Source organism: Arthrobacter woluwensis (genome assembly GCF_900105345.1).
In the GTDB taxonomy this organism is placed as follows: domain Bacteria; phylum Actinomycetota; class Actinomycetes; order Actinomycetales; family Micrococcaceae; genus Arthrobacter_E; species Arthrobacter_E woluwensis.
In genome coordinates, this window is sequence record NZ_FNSN01000006.1 from 15596 (window position 1) to 34547 (window position 18952).

The window sequence follows — 18952 nt, forward strand, 5'->3', positions numbered from 1 at the left end:
GGGCGAGCCCGTCACGGGGACGGGCTCGGGGTCGGGGTTGATGCTGTGCAGGTGTAGGTGGTGGATCCGGGCGGCTGCGGGGTGCACGTGTAGGTGACCCCGTCCTGAGTGAAGTTCCAGCTGCTCGGCGGGGAACCATCCTTGCCGTCCCGGCCCGGCATGCCCGGCGCTCCGGGGTCGCCCTTCGGGCCCGGCACTCCTGGGTCGCCCTTCTCTCCCGGGATTCCTGGCTGGCCAGCGCTTCCCGCCACGCCTGGGGCCCCGGGGATTCCAGGTTCTCCGGCACTCCCCGGCGCTCCAGCAGCACCCGGCGCGCCGGACGCTCCCGGGCTCCCATCCCGGCCGTCACGGCCCGGGGCACCATCTCGCCCGTCAACTCCCGGGATGCCTTGGTCCCCCTTGCTTCCCGGGACGGCCGCGGTGTCCTTGGCGACCTGGTCGGCTCGCTGGCAGACCTGCTTCCCCTGTGGACTGGACTTGAAGTCGTCCTTCGCGCACGCGGCGGCGACCTGCTCCGCCAACGATTTCTTCTCGGCTGCCTGAGCTTGTGCGGCGTCGGCGGCCTGGGCGGCGTAGTTGCCGTTCTGCCATGCCAGGATCCCGCACACCACCACCAAGAACGCGAGCAGACAGGACGAGAGCAGGAGCAGGGACTTCGTGCGCTTGTCCGCCCGGCGTGACTTGTCCACGGCCTCCTGCGCGACGGCCAGCCGCCTCTCGTTGTCTTCGAGCTGGCTCATGACACTCCTTCCGGCCAGTCTTTCGGGTCCGGTTCGATACCGGCGGCGATGAGCTGTTCACGCCACTTACCGGCTGCGCGCTTGACGAGTTTCGCTTCCTTCAACTCGGCCTCGAGGGCTTCGATGCGCTCTCTCAGTAGCTCTTCCACAGACGCCTCCCGCTTCTCGCGCTTCTTGTCTGACCGGCCGATGAGGTAACGGATGCCGCCACCGAGGACGGCCAGCAGTGCACCCACTGCGGTGAGTGTCGGTCCCCAGGACTCCACACGCTCCTACCTCCCTCTCCTGATGGGTTGTCGGTGGGGGAGGGTCACGGGACCTCCTGGATGCCGACGAGCAGTGCGGTGATCTGCTTGACGATGCTGGTGGCGATGTCGTCAGGGATGTCGCCGTTGAGGTCGATGCGCTTGCCTTCGAGAGTGATGGAGACCATTGCTTGGGCCATGATGTGGATCCTTAGCGTTTGTAGGTGTACGAGATGGTGAACAGTGCGCCGGATGCGAGGGTGAAGTTCGCCCCGACTGCGCGGATAGAAGCGGCCCCGGTAGCTAGGTTCACGAACGCGATGGCCTGGTTGTTCAAGCCGGCCCCGACGACCTGAGTGAGAACGTAGGGGGAGTCCGCGGTAGAGCTCATCGCCGCCGATGGCAGCACGGTTCCCATCGACGTGTACGCGGTGGTGGTGATGGTTACGTTCGCGCCCGTGTACTTCGGCACCAGCGCGATCGTGATCTTCGTTTCGCCAGCGAGTGGCTCGACGAAAATGGACCCGCCAACGTTCCATCCCGCAGGGCTGAGCGCGCTAACGATCGACTCGGTGCCGAGGCCGTTGAGTTTCGCCTTGTCCGCCGCTGACATCGCACCCGGCGCGCTCGTGGTCGCTGCCGGGATGTCCGTGCCGGCGAGCACGACGTCACCGGTCCTACCGGCCACACTCGTCACGGCCCCGCCCACGGGTGAGCCGTTGACAGTGAAGGTCCCCACCACGTTGACGCTGTTGCTGCCCTTCAGGGTCAGCACGCCGTCACCAGTGTGGATGACGTCTACCTTGTTGGCACCCTTCTCACTGTGGAGGGTCATCAGGCCGTCTTTGTCGAACTTGAACAGGCCCTTGTTGATGTAGGTGCCGTTGTAGTCGCTCTGCTCGTACCGGATCTGGAGACCGTCCGGTGGGCCCATCTGCCCGCCCCAGGGGCGCATGCTGAGCGCTGTGTTGGTGTGGATGACCGCTGGGTCGTCCGGTGCTGCGTTGCGCACGTAGGTTGCCACGGACAGTGCAGAATCCAGGCTGACCGACAGGCCTCCGGATTGGGACGTTCCCCCGGTGGAGGGGCTTGCCGGGTCGCCGTCTTGACGGCTCCAGTACAGGCTCGCTCCTGCCGGGTCGATGTTCGCCGCTGAACGCCAACGCCTACCTTCGCTGTCGGTGTAGTTCAGGGACTGGATTTCGATGTTGTCGCCGTAGCGTGACGTCAAAGATGCCATGTTGGCGGGGTCGGTCTGGTAGGAAGTATTCGCTAGCCAGATCCCGGGCCGCAGCACCGGCAGGCCCGTCCAGGGTTCGATCACTTCCCGGTTGCCCAGACTGGTGCTGACCTTGATTGGCTGGTTGGTATAGCGGTCGATGCCGTCGGCGGTGGTGGAGATGTTGCCGCCCCCGGTCACGCTGATCTGCCCGCCGGGGACGAGGACGCCGCCTTCGACGCGGAGTGTGCCACCTGGCGGGATGGTGGATGAGCTGTTCCGGTTGGCCCCGTCAAGGGCCTGCTGCTTCCGTGCCAGCTCATCGACCCGGTTCCGCGCATCGGTGACACCGAAGGGGCGGGGGATGAAGCTGTTATCCACTGGCACCAATGTCACCTCCTGTCAGGTCGGCAAGGGTCGGCTTCCAGGTCTTCATGTCCTGGCTCAGGGAGTACCCGATGACAGGCCAGACAGCATCAAGCTCGATGGCGAACTCGTCCAGGTCGACGGGGTCTTGCCCGACGCGGACGTTGACCTGTGCGGTATCGCCCAGGGTCAGGTCCGCCGGCCCGGTGTAGTAGTCCCCGTCGCCGGGGATCTTCGCTTCAAGAGTCACGAGGGTCTGGCCGCCGAAGAACGCTTGCTTCATGCGGGCCATGTGGGCGGCGATGGTTTCTTCGCTGTCCACGCCGGAGAAGTTGCGGCGTTCTTCCAGGCGTGGCCATCCAGCGGCTTCCCGGATGGTGTCGATCCCGGGTGCGGAGATCAGCCGGGATTCGCCTTCACCGTCGCCGACTGCGGTGACGAGGGTCGCGGCGTCTCCCTGGCCCCACCGGGTCTCTGGGGTGGCGTCGGTGATGTTCACCCCGGAGATGAACGCGTGCTCCGGGGTGGTGGTGCGGTTGCCCATGGTGGGGCGCATCCGTGCGATCTTCCGCACCCGCGACTGGGCGGCGTCGGCCCATTGGATATCAATCATCCAGTCGAAGCCGGGGGAAGCGTTGGACAGTTCCGTGAGACGGTCCCCGATCCTGGTGTTCTCCGCGTCCTGATAGAGGCGTTCCAAGATCACCCCCGTCAGTGGGGCGTCCACCTCGAGGCCGATGCCGTTGACGTTCGCGGCGTTGATCATGGCGGCGAAGATGTTGGCCTGGTCGACGTCAAGGAACTCGGCGGTGGGCATGTACCGGCGCAGAAGGTATTCCTCCACGGTCCTGCAGGGGATTTCCTGACCGTTGATACCTGGTGTGGCGGTGCTGTTGGGGATCCCGTGCCAGATGATCCGGCCATCCTCGTCGGTGACGAGGATGAGGGACTTCCACGGAACGATCAGCTTCTCCCAGTACCGGCTCTTGTAGAGGCGGCCTTCCCCGTCGAAGAACGGGGCGAAGAACTTGCCCTCGCCCACGCCCTTGAGCTGGCGGGTCAGGTCCTCCGCGATGACCAGGGGCGCTTCGTCTAGGACGGTGCCGGTGATCAGGTCACAGATGATGAACCTCACGGCACCTCCTAGGCTTCGTCAGCGGGGCATTCCTCAACCCAGAACTTCGTGATCTTCGGATCCACGGACACGCCCGTGAAGACGTTGCCGGTGACCTTGTCCACCCAGAAGCGCGGGATGGGCAGGGAGTTTGCCGGGACGATGATCTCTTCGGTTTCGATGTAGCTGCTCATCAGGTAGTTGCCGGGGGCTGTCCAGCACAGCGGGGAGCGGGTCTGGGCGTTGGATGCCTGGGACTGCATGAGGGATGCGCACACATCCCACCGGCTGATCCCGGAGGCGATGGCACCCGAGTTCACGCTGGTCTGGACGAAGACCTTCATGCGCCGGTCGTAGGCTTCCGCGTTCATCGACATGGTCGCCACGGCACGGGAGCCGGTGCCATCACTGGCCGAGGTGGGGATGTTCGTGGAATTGACGGTGAAGGTGGTGCGCTTCCACGGTCCGACATGGGTCCAGACGGTGCCGTTGTAGACCTGCGTGGGGAACCCGGGAAGGTCCATGCGGAGCCTCTGCAGGCCGCGCACCTTGGGCAGGGCGCGGGCCTCGGCCAGGCTGTTGACCGGGATCGGTGCTCCCGCTGCTGCGGTGATTGGCCGCTGATCGGTTACCACGGGGGAGCCGCTTCCGGCCTTGGGGACGTCGATGAACGCCAGAGTCAGGGCCAGACCTGGTTCGGGCTTCACCCCGCCGCCCGTGGTGGCGAGCGGGTCCGGGTCCCCGGTGAGTATCCGGACGACACCCTTACGGTTCGTCCCGCCGCTGGTGCCGTCATTCTGCGGGTTGCTGGGGTCCCAGACCTGAAGGATCACCCGGTCACGGCGGGGGTTGTTCGCATCCGCTGCGACCAGGGGGTCAACGGTGGCTGAAGTGGCCAGTCCGGTGAGGTACGCTCCCGTACTGGACGCGACCGCTGCCGGCCCTGCCGTTGCCAGGACATTGTTGCCCGAGAGGGTGATCGCCAGGGCGCGGGCGTCAAGGACACCGCTGCGGCTGGTCCCCACCGCGGCACCGGGGGCCAGGAGCCCGCCGATGTCACGGCGCAGGGACTCTCCCGTGTAGAGGGGAGGGCCAGCGGGGGAGGGCGCGTTGATGAAGCTGGGGTCGATTGCGTCAAGAGGCACAGTAGGCCCTCCTAATTCCAGGTGTCAGTCCAGGCCACGGTGGCGGTGGCCTGGTTGGTGGAGAGGAACCCCTCAGCGTTGAAGGTGAGGGTCATGCCCGGGCGGGGGTTGATCCACGATCCTCGTAGGGCGGTGCGCCGTGAGGCGGTGCCGTTCAGCAGGATCGTTTTCTTGTCCAGGTCGATCACGAGGAACTGCCCCACGGTCAGGACGAGGTTGAACGTCATGCGGTTGCCGAGGTCATCGGTGATCTGAGGGTTGGTCAGATGCGTGTTCACGGCGGCGATGGTCACCACGACCCGGGGAGTCCCGGTGCCGGAGGATCCGACCGTGACGGCGTTGTTCGTCACGGTCGCGGTGATCGCGAACGGCACGGTCAAACCGGCGAGCTGAACCTTCTCCGAGGTGCTCTTTCCCGCTGTGGACGTGTACCGGAACGTGTACCCGCCGGAGGGTGCGGAGCCGCCATCGAAGTAGTCCCCGGCAAAGGCGACCGCAGCGGACTGGGTAGCAGCGGCGCTGATCTTGACGGCGTCGAAGTCCAGCTTCACGCCGGAGGGGATGACGGTTCCGCCGTTGTACAGGTAGGGCACTGGCTGGGCGTAGATTGTGCCTGCCGGGGCCTGTGCCGAGTGTGTGACCCTGCCCCCGGTGTTGTTGGTGGGGGCGCTCATGGACTCACTGATACGGGTGTTGGTGGAGTCGAAGAAGCGGATCCCGATCTGGCTGGTGTAGCCGGAATCGTTGGCCATCAGCATCGACACCGCCGCCCAGTCCCCGGGGGAGAGGTTCACCCGCTGGTCCGTGGATGATGCGGCCAGGACGCCGGGTCGGGTTGCCCCGGAACCGGTGGTGAGTCTGCCCCAGGCCGTGCCGACGATCCACGCCGGAGGGGATACGGTCTCCCGCGTCAGGGCTCCACCGACACCGACCCAGCCAGAGGTGTCTACCTCGAAGGACGGGTTGTTGGACCAGTTGGTGTCCGCGACAGTGGTGGGCGGGATGACCAGGCCCCCATCGGTGATGGGGAGCCTGGCGACCCCGGAGCCGCTGATGTCGTTCGGTCCGGTCCCGGCGAATCGGCGGTGGTCCGTGGCGACGAACTGCACGTTCACGCTGATCGTCTCGACCCCGTCCCACACCACCTCCGGCGTTCCCACGACACGGACCATCGCGTACCGGGTCAGTTCCGCTTCAGCGACGATCAGGGGCTTGTAGACCTTCATGGGCAGGGCGGCGACGAACTGGTCCCGCACGAGCGCCGCACGGGCGAACGACGGGACCACGAGGACGCCCCGGAGGACGTAGTTCGCGCCGTCGTAGTAGGCCGGGTCAGACCAGGCCCCGTCGCGGTCGGGCCACGGGTTCACGTCCCCGCGTGTTCCCGGGTTACCCCATCCTTCGATGGGTGCTGTGAGGACCCCGCCGACGGTGTCCGCCGGGTCAAGGTAGAGCCCTGACCCGCCGAACGTTCGCCCGCCGATGGTGGCCGTTACGATGTCGGTCACAGACCCTCCAATCGACGCGCCGTCTCAAGAGCGGTAGCGCGCGGGTTTGCGGTTTCGTGGATGTCGATCTTCACGGGGGTCCGCCCATCGGCCCACCGTCCGTGACTTCCAGGAGCGGGCACGTAGGAGGCTGGCCGGTAGGGCTGGGAAGCGACGGCGCTGGGGATCTGCACCAGGGAATCCACAGCACGGGACACCAGCCCCGTACCGTCCCGGACACCAAGCGCCAGGCCAGCAGGGACCTGCCGCCCGACCTCATACCGGAACACCCGCGACGGTGAGTGGATCCCGAGGTTCTTCTTCACCTGCGAGGTCATCCGGTCGGTGACCTTCTTGATCGCCGCATCCACGGCCTTGAGGTTCCCGGACAGCCCGTTCACAAGACCCTGCTGCGCGGCGATCCCCGCCCCGTACATCCCATTCGCCAACGACATGCCCGCGGACTGGGACACCGAACCGAGCTGTTTCCACTGCCCGTTGAGCTGACCGACAAGACCCTTGCCCCCGGCGATGAGGGACTTAGCGATGGAGCCGCCCTTACCGGTGCCAAGCTCACCGATCTGCGCGAGCAGACTGGAATCAAGGCCCATGGACCGCAGCTTGTCGAGTTGGCCCTTGAACCCTTGGACGCTGCCTACGGTCTTCTTCGCAGCCGCCACAATGCCCTGAGCGCTACGCCCGGCAAGGTCCCCCAGGTTGAACTCGTCCCGGAACTTCTCAGCCGCGTCACTGGCCGCCTTGTCCCGGGTCTTGACCGCATCCGAAAGGCTCTTCTGCGCTGTCTTCAGACGGGACGCGATGCTGGCGCGCTGGGTGGTGAGTTTGGAGATCTGCGCGTTGCTGGCGCTGATCATCCGCGACGTCGCATCCAACGTCCGCCCCAGAGACGTTTCCCGGTTGGCCTCGGCAAGCTTCTGCCGGCCCTGAGCGACCAGGGACGCGACCTGCTTATTCCGCTTCGAGATCGCCGCGTAGTAGGCGGTCATCTTCTTCGCGTTAGCCTTCGCGTCCTTCCCCAGGGTCGGGGCCTTCACCCCGGAGACCTGAGCGGCACGGCTCATCAGCGACGAGGCGGCCTTGCGGAGCTGGTCAGCCTTTGTGAAGTGCTTCGTGGCCTCAGAGGTGACCTTCCGTGCCACAGCGGTAATGGCTGCCGTTGCCTGCGGCCCGGCCTTCTTCACCCCACCGGCAAGGCCCTGAACGATGAACTCACCGAACTGCCGGAACACTCGCGACGGTGAGTGGATCCCCAGGGCCGCTTTGAACGGCCCGACGATCCAGCCGGGGAGCTGGTTGAGGAAGAAGCTGCCAATGCTGGACAGGAGGCTGCCGGCACCGTTGAGAAGACCCTGGATCATGTCTCGACCGATCTGGACGAGGGAGCCCGTCAGACCGGAGAGCGCGCCGAGGATCTTGCCAGGGAGGTCACGGAAGAACGAGACCACGTTGTTGATCCCGGACGAGATCGCACCCGTGATGTTCGACCAGAGCCCGGTGAAGAACGACTTGATGCCGTTCCAGGCTGAAGACCACAGCGACCCGATCAGTGAAAGGCCACTACTAATCACGGTCCGGACAATGCTGATAGCACCCGTGACGATGGACCCGATGGTGTTCCAGATGCCCTTGAAAATGTTCTGGATCCCTTGCCACACCTGGGACCAGTTGCCCGAGATGATGCCAGTGACTACCTGGATCACACCCTGAACGATCTGCATGACCGATGTGATGACGTTGGCTATCGCGCCGAACACCGTCGTCACTACCGGCATGAGGGCCTGGATGACGGGGATCAAAACGGCCAAGAGGATATTGATCAGTGGGGTTATCGCGGACACGATCGCCGTGAACAGCGAGATCACGGGCGGCAGGACCGTTGAAACCAACATCGTGATCACCGGAACAAGCGCCGATACCAGAGCTGACACCAGCGGCATCAGAGCAGCAAGAACCTGCATCACCGCCGGGCCGATAACTTGGAAGATCTGGACGACCGCCGGTAGCAGGGTCGAAACGAGCTGTGCGAGTACGGGAGCCAGCTGCGATGCCAGTTGCGCGCCCAGTTGAGCGAATGCCGCCCCAAGAGGCTGGAAAGCAGTCGCCAATGCGCTGATTACGGGCGAGAAGGCCTGGAACTGAGCCGAAATCTGTGCCCACAACGCACGTCCAGCATCGGTTTGGGTGAAGAAGTATGCCAGTGCCGTCCCGACGCCAACGAGGGCAGACAGAATAGTGACGAACGGATTGGTTTTCAGGACCTTCGTGAAGAGGGCCGCTGCAATTGCTGCCCCCTTAGTCACCGCGGTGTACACCGAAGTTGCGGTTGTGAGGACTTTGAAAGCTATCGCGCTAGCGCCAATTGCTGCCGCAACTGCCTTGAACGCGGAGGCGTTCTCACGCACGAAGGCCACTGCCGATGCCGCCGCGAGTCCAAGGCGCTCCATGAACCCGGAGAACCCGGACGACGTGACGTCATCTCCACCTGCCTTGAAGGCAGCGAAGAAGGCCTGGACTGATCCGACAGCGCTACGCGCAAAAAGGCCGACGCGCTCGAGCACCCCAGCGAACCCGGTTGACGTCACATCTGAGCCGCCCGCTTGGTAGGCGGCGACCATCGCCGTGATCCCACCCTTGACTTCGTCGAACGCCTTGCGTGCTCCCGCGCCGATTCGGAGGAACGTTCCCACAAAACCGGTGGCATTGACCTGAGCATTTGCGTTCTGCCAGCCGCCAATCAGGGCGTCGTAGCCCTTCATGACGTTTGCGAAGACTGGCTTGAGCTTCTTGTTTACGCCATCGATGATCGGAATAAGCCCGTTCATCCCGTCCTTGGCTGCGCTCAAGAAAGGGAGCATGACGGTTTCGCCGACGCGTCCGAGGGCTGCTTTGAGGTTCGCCATCGAGCCACGGAAGGTCTCTCCGGACTTCAGGGCTGCACCGCCGAGGCCCTTCTCCATGGCGTTTTGGAAGGTCGCGAAGTCGATCTTGCCCTTGGAGGCGAGGTCGTACACCTCGTCGGAGGTCTTACCCAGTTCCTTGCCCAAGAGCTGGACAATCGGAATGCCAGCGTCGTTCAGCTGGGCGATGACATCGCCCTGGATCTTGTTCGACGCGGCGACCTTGTTGAAGATCGCTCCCATCTCACCCATGCCGACACCCGCAATGGTGGCCGAGTCGCCCACGAGCTTCAGGGTCCGTTCAAGGTCTTGGCCGGGTTTCACCCCAGCAGCGACCACGCCAGCAGCCACGGTGGCCGCGTCACCCATGCCGAACGCCGTGCCCTTCACTGCGGCCATGGCATTGTTCATGATCTTCGTTACCGACTGGGTGGAGTGGCCCAGCCCGGTGAGTTTGGCCTGCGCGTCCTCGATGTTCAGTGCTCGAGAGATCCCGCCTTTGACTGCCAGCCCTGCAACCATTGCAGGTCCAGCGACGGCGAGGACCTTGCCGGCGATACCGGCGAATGCAGCGCCGAACGAGCTTCCGCCGCGCTTGCCAGCGGCCGCGCTGCCCGCGTCTGCTGCCCCAGTTAGGTCGTTGACGATGCTCTTGCCAAGGCCCTTGGAGGAGGCGACGATGTTGACATAGGCGGTCGCCAGTTCAGACATGGGGCCTCCTGGAATGCGGCTAGCCCCCGCACCAGGACGGTGCAGGGGCTAGCGGTTTCTGTTGTAATAGGCGACTTGTCGTTCGGTGACGAACTTGACCACGCCGGCCTTGGTGGTGTGAGCAACCTTCCCCGGTGGGGGTTGCGGTGCACGCCGAGCCTGTTTCCACTTCTCGGCCTGTTCGAGGCTCATGGGTTTGCCCTTGAACGTCGTGGTGGTCTTGTCCTCGAACCCTGGGCGCGGAATGGGCTTGGGTGGGCGTTTGCCCTTCTGCCCGTCAGCGGTCTTCTGCCATGCCAGGACTGCCAAGCGGTCTGCTATCAAGGCAGTAAGTTGTTCGAGAAGCGTCCAGCCTTGTCCGAGCGCCCGCTTGGTCGCCGAATCGTCAGGGAGATGTTCAGCGAAATCGGCAACCTCCCAGAGGTGGAAGCCGGGAACCCTGCCGGTGCGGGTGAGACGGAGCCCGTAGTATCGCAAGAAGTCGGCCCGCAACTGCCCGCCGAACTCCCGAAGGAGAGCGGCGAGCGTTAGGAGTTTGGGGCCAGTTCCTTGATGAGGTCCTGGACCAGTTCACTGCCAGCTTCCACGGAGACCCGCCCCGTCTCGGGGTCCCTAACCGATTCGAGCGCCGTTTTGAATGACTCCTTGCCAAGCAGCCGGCGCAGGATCCGGGGGAGCCGCTGCACCTCACCCTCATCGAGGGAGTCCAGGTCGTCGAGAAGTTCGAAGTCATCGAGTGCGTCGGCCGCGATGGTGTACTCCTGACCATGCACAGTGACGGTCTTTGTGCCGTCCTTGTTGACCCTGGGCTTGCGATCCTGGGGCTTCTTGACACCTTCCGGGATGGTGGTGGTGTCGTCGGTGATCTTGATTTCAGACATGGGTGCCTCCTGCGGGCAGAGAACTTGGTAGGGGTTGCGGGACTGGTGGTGACCTGTGGGGCGCGGTCCCGCAACACGCGCCCCACAGGGGTTGGGATCAGGCCATGTAGATGTAGGCCTTGGTGCCGGTGGAGTCCGGGTAGGCGGTCAGGGTGACGTCGTAGCCGATGGCCTCGTCACCCTTGAGGGAGACGTCGCCGCGTTCGGTGACCTGTGCGTCCGGGAGGCAGATGCGGATGGTCTTGGCACCATCACGGACCTCGATGACCCAGACCAGGTGATCGGTCTGAGTGCCCTTGATCTTGATCGCCGAAGCGGTGGCCGTGGGGTCCGCGTAGTAGACCTTCAGGACCTCTGCGGACGTCTCGATCATGGTGAACTGGTAGGTCAGGTCGTGGCTGGTCTGGATCTTCCGGACCACGTCACCGTTCTGCCAGGCCTTGATGTCGGTCTGGTCGGTGCTGATCGCCTGGGTGATGCCGTCCTCGGAGGCATAGCCGAGATCCTTGAGGGCGGCGTTCAGGGCGGTCGTGGTGTCAGTGGGGAGTGCGGTTCCGAGCGGGCCGGACGAGATCGTTCCGGTGACCGCGACGCGCACATTGCCGGCAGTGAGTGCCATGTTGTCCCTCCTGGGGGCATGAAAAAAGCCCCGCCAGGTGGCAGGGCTTGCAAGGGTTGGATGGGGTTAGATCGGCGTCCCACGAACAGCGAGTTCGAAGTTCTGCCGGTAGCGCGGGATCTTGGCGTCCGGGTCAGGAATATCCACGAGCCCACCCATGGGGTGGGCCCAGTAGATGACGACATCCATTGCTTGGGAATCGGCACTGGCCGGGACAGTGATGGTGTCATTGCTCAGGGCCGACAGGTGCGCCCGGACGAGCTGCGCCTTGGCCTTAGCAACGTTCTTCGTCGGCCCCCACGTATCGACCATGAGGAACGCCTTCTCATGGATCGGCGAGAACTGCCGGCCACCAGCATCACTGATGAGAACGAACTGGTCCGGACGAGGATTCGGTTCAGTACCGACGACGGTCAGGCCAGGGATCCTCGCGATCAGCCATAGCCGGGCCGCTGCCATGGCATTGCCGAACAGGACAACTTGGTTAGCCACTACCCACCGCCTTCGACAGCGCACCGTACTTCGCCTCAGCCCGGTACGCCTCTTCGGTGTCGGGGTAGATGGCAACACGAGCACGGGCACCACCTGTATGGGTGTCGGTCTCGAACCCTGGGCCGGCTGCATTCGCGACGCGTTCCGCCTGGGACTCGAGGAAAGCGACTACAGGTGGTGCGTTGCGAAGTTCGCGGAACCCTCGCTGGTTGAGCTTCACCCTGATTGCCATCAGCCCTCCACCCGCTTGAGGTTGATCCGGTAACCCGGTGCCCATCGCCAAGGCCCGTGGTTGTAGTCCTCGGGCCACCCGACAGCGAAGAACTCAACGCCGTCGATGATGACCTTGTCCTGGGGCTTCGTGAACCCGGTGGGGCTATAGAGGTCCAGATCCCGGTCGACTCCGGAGCCTGTGGGGCGGATCTCCACGTCTGAACCGGGTGTTGCCCAGCCCATGACCTTCTGATCAGGGCGGTCCTCCCAGTGCTCCGGGAGCGGATCACCCATAGGATCCTCGCCCCCCGCAATGCGCTCCTGGTGACCGACCGTGTAGGGGGAGGGGAATTTCATGGTGTCCCGCCTTCGTAGATCGGTTCCCCGGCGATGTCTGTCCCGCAGGAGCAGTACATTGCCCCGAAGTTCAGACTGCACCAGGGCAGATGGCGTCCTTCCGGGCGGAATGCGATCTGCACCCCGAAAGCCTTGGACTTCCCGCAGCCGAGCGCGATCTTCTCCTGCTTGTTCAGGTAGTAGTTACCGTCAGGGTTCGAGATCTTCCAGGTCTGCTGGAATGGCCCTGCCCCCTGAGTCATAGACTCCATGCCCTCGCCGCCGTCGGGGGTGCCCATTGCGCGGCGAACGACGGAGCAGACGACCCGGCGACGGGTCGAAGCGCTGGCGTTGGCGGCCCCTGAGCAGACGTCCAAGATGAATTGGGACGCATCCTCAAGGGCAACCGTCGCCGCTGCTTCACCCCCGGTAGGGAAGTCGGGCCACCGCTGCTTCAGTTCCTCCACAGTGGCGAACGGAAACGGTGTCACATCAGCCATGGCCCGACCTCCTTACTCGTCCTCGGACTTCTCGCCCTCGCCATGGCCTTCGGGTTCCTTGGCCTTGGCGGCTCGCCCGGTCGCAGCCTTCCGGGCTGCCGGCTTGCGCCCCGCCGGGGCCTCGTACTCGTCCTCCGGGACGTACTGGGAACCCAGGGACTCGGCCAGCTCGTCGTCAACGACGACGGTGGATCCGGTGTAGGTGTCGATCATCCGGCGGCTCACGGGGTCACCTTGTCTTCCACGACGGCGAAGCGGTCCGTGAAGACGTACCAGCCGTAGACGATCTCGAGGCGGAGAGCGATCTGGTTGTTTCGCATGAGGTCGCCCTGGCCGTCCGGGTCGCCGTAACGGATCAGCTCGACCGGGAGTTCACGCTGAACGCCCCAGCGGATGCCGTTCTGGAAGTCGCCAACGATGGCGCGCAGCTTCGTGTCGGCCGCTTCCGGGGTGCCGGAGACGGTGTTGCCCGTCGCTGCCGGGACGCCGAGGAAGTCGGTGACGTTGGTGCCGAAGCCGAGGTTCGGGTAACGCTGCACACCTGAGGGGGAGCCGTCGGCGTTCTTGCTCTGCAAGTTCGCCAGGGCCCAGGCCATCTTCGGGTCGAGGGCGATGCCGTTGACACCCCAGTTAGTCGGGGAGTTCACCAGCAGACCGACAGCGGCACGAATGTCCTGATCTGCCTCCGAGGACGCGGTGATCTCCACGCGCTTCGTGGTGGCGTTCAGGTAGTTCGACCAGCTCGAGATCACGGTGCCCGTGAGCGGGTTGATGCGGTGGTACAGGCCCAGATCAAGACCTCGGGACAGTGCCTTACTGCCCGCAGTGGCCAGCTCGGACAGGATGCCAAGCTGGTAATCCTCGTCTGCCCACTGGACTTCCTGATTGAAACGGAGAGTGACCTGCGCCTTCTTCGGGGTGGATTTCACGGAGGTGAAGCCGCCCGTGGTGGAACCCTTCTGGGCTCCCTCCTCCACGAACTCCGCCTTCGGGAAGTCGTTGAAGATGATGTACTCCGTCTCGCCGAACCGCTGAGGTTCGCGGGCGGAGAGCTGGCCAACGGTCGAGCCCGTACGGGCTTCCGTGACAATGCCGTCAGCGATGTTCTTGGGGAGCATCACCTTGGCGTCGGTGGTCGTGAAAACGGCCATGATTTACCTCCAGGTGGGGTTAGTTGTTGCCGAAGAGCTTCCGAGCCGTCTCCCGGGTCGGGTCGTCGGTGATCTTGGATGGGGTCTTCCCCTGGGCGGGGACGACAGGTGCGGTCTGCTTGGTCCCACGGAAGGCCAGAAGCGCGTCAGCGGCGGCTTCAATCTCTTCCCTGGTTCCACCGCTCAGAAGGTTCTCCGGGACGCCCTTAGCGGCTGCCACAGAGGCGCGCAGTGCGGTCGCCTGAAGAGTGGCGTTCTCCTTGGCGAGCTGTTCAGCCCGCTCGGTAGCCTTCTGCAGTTCGGTCTTGTTCGCTTCCTCGAGCTTCGTGAACTGTTCAGCCTTGGCCTTCAGTTCCTCGTAGTCCGCGTACTTGTCGCGTTCACGAGCCAGACGCTGGCCCACGATCCGGTCAAGGTCCTCCTGCGTGGCAGGCGGGACGAATGCCTTCGGCTCGGGCTGGGGCAGGGGCTCGGTGGATTCTCCCGCTGGTGCGGTGTTGTTCGTGTCGCCCAAGGCGGCACCTCACTTTCCGTTTAGGCCCCGTACGGGCATAGAGGGTGAAAACCGCGCAGACGGGCGCGTACCGCTTCACGGGAGAACCGTGGAAGTCACTTCACGCCGAGTTCGGCGCGCATGTACTGAAGGACCTGGCTGGTCCGGTCCTTGGGAGAGGACTTCTCACCAATGGGGGTTTCCCAGTGGCCGGTGCCGGAACGGGAGCCGTCCTGTGTACGTTGGGCAGGGACCCAGATCTTGCCGTCCTGGGCCTGCTCGTAGCCCTTGCGGTAGGTATCCAGGTAGCGGTCCGCGTCGGCCTGCATCTGCACCGCGTTCTGAGGTGTGACCGCGACGACGGCGCAGCGGCAGTGGTCGTGGAAGGACTCGCCCAGGCGACGGGAGCCCCGGGGGTTGATGCCCCTGCCCTGCCCGCCACGGCGGCCCTTGGTCTTCTCCAACGGCACGCCACGGCCCACCACAGTCCCGGCAGAGTCCCGGGAGGTGTAGGCGGCACCGCGGGAGGCGAGCATCCCGCAGAACGCGCAGCAACCCGGCTTGGGGACGCGCTGGTAACCCATGCCGCCCTGCGCCTCGGCGTTGCCGATCATCGTGTCAGCCGCCATCGACGTAAGAATCCGTGTCAGCCCACCGGACAGGAGCGAGAACATCAACGCGTTACCGCCCTGCTCGAACACAGCAGGGCGGGAAGCCCAACCAGCCAACGAACTCCACCGGTCACTACCCGCGCCGGCGAGGCTCTGCGCGTCCACAGGGTTACGGACCTCAAGGACCTGTTGCAGCTCCGTGAAGAATTGCGCCGAGATCAGCGACGTCATCCCCGCGTACTGGTCACCCAGCACCGGCAACAGGTCCCGCATGGTCCGCTGCTTCACCTCAGGCGACGCGTCAAGGACCGGGCCGATAGTGCGCTGCAGGTCAACAAGAGCCCGGGTCGAAAGCTCACTAAGGAGCAACGAGTAGCCATTGACCATGGCGAGAGGAATCACAAGAGCCCTCCTCGAAGATGTCAGGTACCCGGCTCACGAATCGTGATCGGGGAACCTGGCATGAACTGCACATCGGGTAGCCCCGCAAGGGAGGCAGCAGACGATGCCTCAACACCGGCGCGACGCAGAACACCGAGTGCGTCAGCCTTTGCCTTCAGCACCTGGGCGTCCTCTAGTGCACTACTTGCCCCCCCCTGAAATAGATGCTCTGCCTTGCTGGTTGTCGGCCCCCTTGGCGACCTCAGCGGCAACCTCAGGAGTAACCGCGCTTTGACCGGCCACGCGGTTGATGAAGTCTGAGACCATTCCCTTCTGGGCCTCCTGGCGCAGGCTGTCCACCTCGTCATCGGTGAAGACCCGGCCAGCAAGAGTCGGGTACTGGATGATCTGAGGAAGCACAGGGGCGAGCTTCGTGAGGGCATCAGCCTCAGCCGACATCGAGCGGAACTCCGGATTACGGAACCGTGCCGAGAGCTTCCAGAACTCGTCCGGGAGGCTCGTCTCGTCCTCCTTGACCATGTAAGCCAACCCGGCGATCTCTTCGACAGCAGGGGCAAGCACGTACTGGTTCTGCCACATGATGTCGATCAGTAGCTCATGCTCTGCCGCACGGATCGCCTCGGCGCTGGACGGCTGATCATGAAGCACGCCGAGAGAAGATGGTGACAAGCCAGTCTCGCCGCTGAACGCCATCGCAACTGTCCGGAGCATGTCGCTGTGAGGTGTCATCGTCGCCTGCTGCAGCTGTTTGAGCTGCGGGATATCCCCGTCCTCGTCCTTCGTCAGGGCAAGCAGACGGGCCATAGCGAGCTTGAATTTGGCCTCTTCCACCGAACCGCTGAAGGCATCCTCCGCAATGCCCAAGATCGCGAGCTGCGGGGTCGAGTAGAACTCGGCGTTGCCTTCCATACGAACGAACGCACGAACTGCCATGTCGTTCAGGGCCATCACGGAATTCGTCAGGCGGGATCGACCGAACGGTGCATTGCCTTGCGGATCGTTACGGATGGCAACGGCAAGGACGCGCCCAATCGAATGTTTTTCCTTGTTCGACTTCCACTTGCCATCATCAAGCTTGCACGTGATCACTGAGTCTTCGAGCCACAGGACGAACTCGGTAGGGTTGCTGAGCTGATCGACGTCAGTGATGGTCAGGAGCGCCGACATTCGACGCTTACGCCTGTCCCAGATGCCAGCAGCAGACTCTGCGGAATGCCCAATGATCTGGGCAGGCGCTTCACCATCAGTACCCTTAGCAACGGTCATGAACGACACCGAATGCTTATTCGCGCCGGTCACGGCCTGCTGGAACTCGAGCCCGAAGTTGTTGGCCTTCAACACCTCGCCAAGATCGAACGGGTCCTCAGAACCAGGAAGATGAAGGCCATCAAACTGCACCCGCAGGGAAGGCCTACGAACCGCCATGGCTGCCCAGGACAGATAGAACTTCGCGTTCCGAAGCTGAGGCGGCAGAGCGATGCCGAGGTCCTTGAACGGGTTCTCAGCATCCGCGTACTGGGACCGGCGCAGCGTCTTCGGCAGGCGGGCCGCCCACGTAGCAAACAGCTTCCGGGCGATCCTCAGCTCATCATCGCCGAGCCCTTCGACCGTCAGTTTGGAAAGATCCTGGTAGCCCCAACTCATAGGAACCCTCCCTTCCGGCCAGGCCGTCGTTTCGTGGTCTTTGCGCCCCAGTACGCCAGGGTGGCGGCGTCCAGTAGGGCGACGCTGGTCCCGTCGGCGGGGGAGTCCCAGCCGAAGCCGCCAGCTTTGCCGATCTTGCGCTTGATGGCCGCCTCAGCCTGTGTGGTCAGTTCACTCTCGCCAGAGTGCTCGAGGCCGCCTTCGATCACGCCACGTTCGAACATGGAGTGCGCGGCGATGACTTCCTCGGTGTTCGGGGTCAGGATGGCCTTGGCCGGCACTTTCTCCTGGCGAAGCGCGTTCACGAGGAACCCGACCCCGGAGCGACCGTCGATGACGATCTGCGCGGCCTCGTCCTTCCGCTCGACCAGGAAGTCAACGAGCCAGGCAGTGGACTCAGACGCCGACATGGACTTGATCGCCTCCACGAAAATCGGCGCGTCCGGGTCGTCCGGACGCAGAGCACCGGAGAGAGCCACGGTCGCGCCGTCCGGGGAGAACTTCACCCCGAAGACCTTCCGGCCACCCTCAGGCTTAGTGCCCTTGCACTTGGCCCACAGGCCCGGAGAGAAGGCCGTCTTGACCGTCGTCCGCTCATCCCAGATACCAAGGCCCTCACGGAGGAACGATTCGACGTTCCCCAAGAGCTTCCGCATCCGCAGGATCGCGGCACGCTTCACACGGTGAGGGAAGGATGGGTTGGCTTTCGCCCACTGGGATTCGTCGTCCGGGTTGGCGTGCGGGTCAGCGGAGAACTCGACATAGAGGGTGTCGGGGTCGTCGTCGTGCAGCTTGGCGGAACGGCGGCCGCTGAACACCTCGCCCGGGTCAATCGGACGCGGCGGGGTGCCGATCAGGATGACCAGACCGTTCGCGGCGGCGTTCGTCGCCGGCACCATGTCTTCCATCGCCTTCTCGGTGAGAATCTGAGCCTCATCCAGGACGATGATGTCCACCTCCGCGAAGCCACGCCCGAAGCCAGCCTCACGGGCACCGAACAGGATCCGCGACCCGTTGGTGAACTCGATCTCCTGCTCACCATTGGTCTTGCGGATCGCCTTGATGAACGGGGCGATCCGCTTACGCTTCGCCATGGACTCCATGGCCTTGAAGGTCTCGTTGTGAGTCCTGGTTCGGTGAGCTGTCCAGAGAACAAGAGTCCCAGGGTCTCTCTGACAGAGAGCGAAGATCAGGGCACCGATGGTGAACGTCTTGCCGACCTGCCGGGGATGGAGATGATCGCCCCACCGATACCGCATGCATACAGGCCATCCTCGCGCTGCGCGGTAATCGCCTTGCTCAAGCCGACCTGCCAGGTATCCATGTCGATACCCATCCGGTCCAGCTCCGGCGCGATCTCCGGCCAACGGTGCGTCATGATGCCCTCTGGCATCAGCAGGTGGCGGGCTACTCAGATAGCAGTCGGTCCTTCCCACCTGTTGCCACCAGCCTTCACCCCTGCCTCTGCCCGGGAACGCTCTTCCTCGTCCTCCTGGGCTTCCTTCGCCTCAAGGGCCTCGATCTCCTTGGCGAGATCCACCAACCTCTTCCGACAGCGCAGCAAGATCCCGAGGCGGAACGCCGTTGTCAATGTCCATCGAGATCTTGTCTCGTAACGCCCTTCGCAGGTAGAGTGGTGATAGCTTCGAGGCTTCAAAAACTGAC

At 64.0% G+C, this 18952-nt stretch carries 23 protein-coding genes; all 23 read right to left on the bottom strand.

Annotated features, from left to right (window positions below):
* Nucleotides 1-11 precede the first annotated feature (11 nt).
* Nucleotides 12-740 (bottom strand): collagen-like domain-containing protein, encoded by a 729-nt coding sequence (locus tag BLV63_RS17545; RefSeq protein ID WP_066217489.1) that lies wholly within the window; start codon nucleotides 738-740, stop codon nucleotides 12-14.
* On the bottom strand, nucleotides 737-976 hold the full coding sequence (locus BLV63_RS17550) for a hypothetical protein (RefSeq protein WP_139244577.1): 240 nt from the start codon (nucleotides 974-976) through the stop codon (nucleotides 737-739). The genes BLV63_RS17545 and BLV63_RS17550 overlap by 4 nt, the downstream gene beginning before the upstream one ends.
* A 74-nt stretch (nucleotides 977-1050) precedes the next feature.
* Nucleotides 1051-1185, bottom strand: a complete 135-nt coding sequence (locus BLV63_RS19090; protein WP_255218052.1) for a hypothetical protein — start codon at nucleotides 1183-1185, stop codon at nucleotides 1051-1053.
* Nucleotides 1186-1196: 11 nt separating this feature from the next.
* Nucleotides 1197-2585, bottom strand: coding sequence for a hypothetical protein (locus BLV63_RS17555; RefSeq protein WP_066217493.1), 1389 nt, complete (start codon nucleotides 2583-2585; stop codon nucleotides 1197-1199).
* Nucleotides 2578-3705: a hypothetical protein gene (locus BLV63_RS17560; protein ID WP_066217495.1), complete on the bottom strand. Its 1128-nt coding sequence runs from the start codon at nucleotides 3703-3705 to the stop codon at nucleotides 2578-2580. Before BLV63_RS17560 ends, BLV63_RS17555 begins: the two co-directional genes overlap by 8 nt.
* A gap of 8 nt (nucleotides 3706-3713) precedes the next feature.
* Entirely contained in the window at nucleotides 3714-4829 is a 1116-nt protein-coding gene (locus tag BLV63_RS17565; RefSeq protein ID WP_066217497.1) for a hypothetical protein, read from the bottom strand.
* 11 nt (nucleotides 4830-4840) lie between these two features.
* A complete protein-coding gene (locus BLV63_RS17570; RefSeq protein WP_074784704.1) occupies nucleotides 4841-6337 on the bottom strand; it encodes a phage distal tail protein in 1497 nt (498 codons plus the stop codon).
* A complete protein-coding gene (locus BLV63_RS18830; protein WP_066217454.1) occupies nucleotides 6334-9945 on the bottom strand; it encodes a tape measure protein in 3612 nt (1203 codons plus the stop codon). The genes BLV63_RS17570 and BLV63_RS18830 overlap by 4 nt, the downstream gene beginning before the upstream one ends.
* Nucleotides 9946-9993: 48 nt before the next feature.
* Nucleotides 9994-10422 carry a DUF5361 domain-containing protein gene (locus BLV63_RS17580; RefSeq protein WP_139244576.1) on the bottom strand — a complete coding sequence of 143 codons (429 nt, stop codon included), beginning with the start codon at nucleotides 10420-10422 and terminating at the stop codon, nucleotides 9994-9996.
* 50 nt (nucleotides 10423-10472) lie between these two features.
* On the bottom strand, nucleotides 10473-10826 hold the full coding sequence (locus BLV63_RS17585; RefSeq protein ID WP_066217451.1) for a hypothetical protein: 354 nt from the start codon (nucleotides 10824-10826) through the stop codon (nucleotides 10473-10475).
* 97 nt (nucleotides 10827-10923) lie between these two features.
* Nucleotides 10924-11445, bottom strand: a complete 522-nt coding sequence (locus BLV63_RS17590; protein WP_066217449.1) for a phage tail tube protein — start codon at nucleotides 11443-11445, stop codon at nucleotides 10924-10926.
* A gap of 66 nt (nucleotides 11446-11511) precedes the next feature.
* Nucleotides 11512-11937 carry a hypothetical protein gene (locus BLV63_RS17595; RefSeq protein ID WP_066217447.1) on the bottom strand — a complete coding sequence of 142 codons (426 nt, stop codon included), beginning with the start codon at nucleotides 11935-11937 and terminating at the stop codon, nucleotides 11512-11514.
* Nucleotides 11930-12169: a hypothetical protein gene (locus BLV63_RS17600; protein WP_066217445.1), complete on the bottom strand. Its 240-nt coding sequence runs from the start codon at nucleotides 12167-12169 to the stop codon at nucleotides 11930-11932. Before BLV63_RS17600 ends, BLV63_RS17595 begins: the two co-directional genes overlap by 8 nt.
* Nucleotides 12169-12507 (bottom strand): hypothetical protein, encoded by a 339-nt coding sequence (locus BLV63_RS17605; protein WP_139244717.1) that lies wholly within the window; start codon nucleotides 12505-12507, stop codon nucleotides 12169-12171. Before BLV63_RS17605 ends, BLV63_RS17600 begins: the two co-directional genes overlap by 1 nt.
* A complete protein-coding gene (locus BLV63_RS17610; RefSeq protein WP_066217441.1) occupies nucleotides 12504-12986 on the bottom strand; it encodes a hypothetical protein in 483 nt (160 codons plus the stop codon). Before BLV63_RS17610 ends, BLV63_RS17605 begins: the two co-directional genes overlap by 4 nt.
* A 12-nt stretch (nucleotides 12987-12998) precedes the next feature.
* Complete coding sequence (locus BLV63_RS17615; protein ID WP_139244716.1) at nucleotides 12999-13211, bottom strand: DUF7302 family protein; 213 nt, start codon at nucleotides 13209-13211, stop codon at nucleotides 12999-13001.
* Nucleotides 13208-14137 (bottom strand): phage major capsid family protein, encoded by a 930-nt coding sequence (locus BLV63_RS17620; protein WP_066217437.1) that lies wholly within the window; start codon nucleotides 14135-14137, stop codon nucleotides 13208-13210. The genes BLV63_RS17615 and BLV63_RS17620 overlap by 4 nt, the downstream gene beginning before the upstream one ends.
* Nucleotides 14138-14156: 19 nt before the next feature.
* Nucleotides 14157-14651 carry a capsid assembly scaffolding protein Gp46 family protein gene (locus BLV63_RS17625; protein WP_066217435.1) on the bottom strand — a complete coding sequence of 165 codons (495 nt, stop codon included), beginning with the start codon at nucleotides 14649-14651 and terminating at the stop codon, nucleotides 14157-14159.
* Nucleotides 14652-14746: 95 nt separating this feature from the next.
* The gene (locus BLV63_RS17630) at nucleotides 14747-15643 is read right to left on the bottom strand and encodes a VG15 protein (RefSeq protein ID WP_066217434.1); all 897 of its coding nucleotides are present in this window, start codon (nucleotides 15641-15643) and stop codon (nucleotides 14747-14749) included.
* Between the two features lie 180 nt (nucleotides 15644-15823).
* Nucleotides 15824-17287: a phage portal protein gene (locus BLV63_RS17635; protein WP_066217433.1), complete on the bottom strand. Its 1464-nt coding sequence runs from the start codon at nucleotides 17285-17287 to the stop codon at nucleotides 15824-15826.
* On the bottom strand, nucleotides 17284-18546 hold the full coding sequence (locus BLV63_RS17640) for a terminase large subunit domain-containing protein (RefSeq protein WP_217640488.1): 1263 nt from the start codon (nucleotides 18544-18546) through the stop codon (nucleotides 17284-17286). The genes BLV63_RS17635 and BLV63_RS17640 overlap by 4 nt, the downstream gene beginning before the upstream one ends.
* Entirely contained in the window at nucleotides 18477-18665 is a 189-nt protein-coding gene (locus BLV63_RS18835; protein WP_217640490.1) for a hypothetical protein, read from the bottom strand. Before BLV63_RS18835 ends, BLV63_RS17640 begins: the two co-directional genes overlap by 70 nt.
* A gap of 33 nt (nucleotides 18666-18698) precedes the next feature.
* Nucleotides 18699-18952: hypothetical protein (locus BLV63_RS18840; protein ID WP_217640489.1), on the bottom strand; the 254-nt coding region annotated here is incomplete at its 5' end.

What these genes read in the sequence shown, in the direction of transcription:
- BLV63_RS17545 (WP_066217489.1), bottom strand. Translation starts at nt 740, where the DNA reads ATGAGCCAGCTCGAAGACAACGAGAGGCGGCTGGCCGTCGCGCAGGAG.
- BLV63_RS17635 (WP_066217433.1), bottom strand. Translation starts at nt 17,287, where the DNA reads ATGAGTTGGGGCTACCAGGATCTTTCCAAACTGACGGTCGAAGGGCTC.
- BLV63_RS17610 (WP_066217441.1), bottom strand. Translation starts at nt 12,986, where the DNA reads ATGGCTGATGTGACACCGTTTCCGTTCGCCACTGTGGAGGAACTGAAG.
- BLV63_RS17620 (WP_066217437.1), bottom strand. Translation starts at nt 14,137, where the DNA reads ATGGCCGTTTTCACGACCACCGACGCCAAGGTGATGCTCCCCAAGAAC.
- BLV63_RS17600 (WP_066217445.1), bottom strand. Translation starts at nt 12,169, where the DNA reads ATGGCAATCAGGGTGAAGCTCAACCAGCGAGGGTTCCGCGAACTTCGC.
- BLV63_RS17590 (WP_066217449.1), bottom strand. Translation starts at nt 11,445, where the DNA reads ATGGCACTCACTGCCGGCAATGTGCGCGTCGCGGTCACCGGAACGATC.
- BLV63_RS18830 (WP_066217454.1), bottom strand. Translation starts at nt 9,945, where the DNA reads ATGTCTGAACTGGCGACCGCCTATGTCAACATCGTCGCCTCCTCCAAG.
- BLV63_RS19090 (WP_255218052.1), bottom strand. Translation starts at nt 1,185, where the DNA reads ATGGCCCAAGCAATGGTCTCCATCACTCTCGAAGGCAAGCGCATCGAC.
- BLV63_RS17640 (WP_217640488.1), bottom strand. Translation starts at nt 18,546, where the DNA reads ATGCGGTATCGGTGGGGCGATCATCTCCATCCCCGGCAGGTCGGCAAG.
- BLV63_RS18835 (WP_217640490.1), bottom strand. Translation starts at nt 18,665, where the DNA reads ATGACGCACCGTTGGCCGGAGATCGCGCCGGAGCTGGACCGGATGGGT.
- BLV63_RS17585 (WP_066217451.1), bottom strand. Translation starts at nt 10,826, where the DNA reads ATGTCTGAAATCAAGATCACCGACGACACCACCACCATCCCGGAAGGT.
- BLV63_RS17605 (WP_139244717.1), bottom strand. Translation starts at nt 12,507, where the DNA reads ATGAAATTCCCCTCCCCCTACACGGTCGGTCACCAGGAGCGCATTGCG.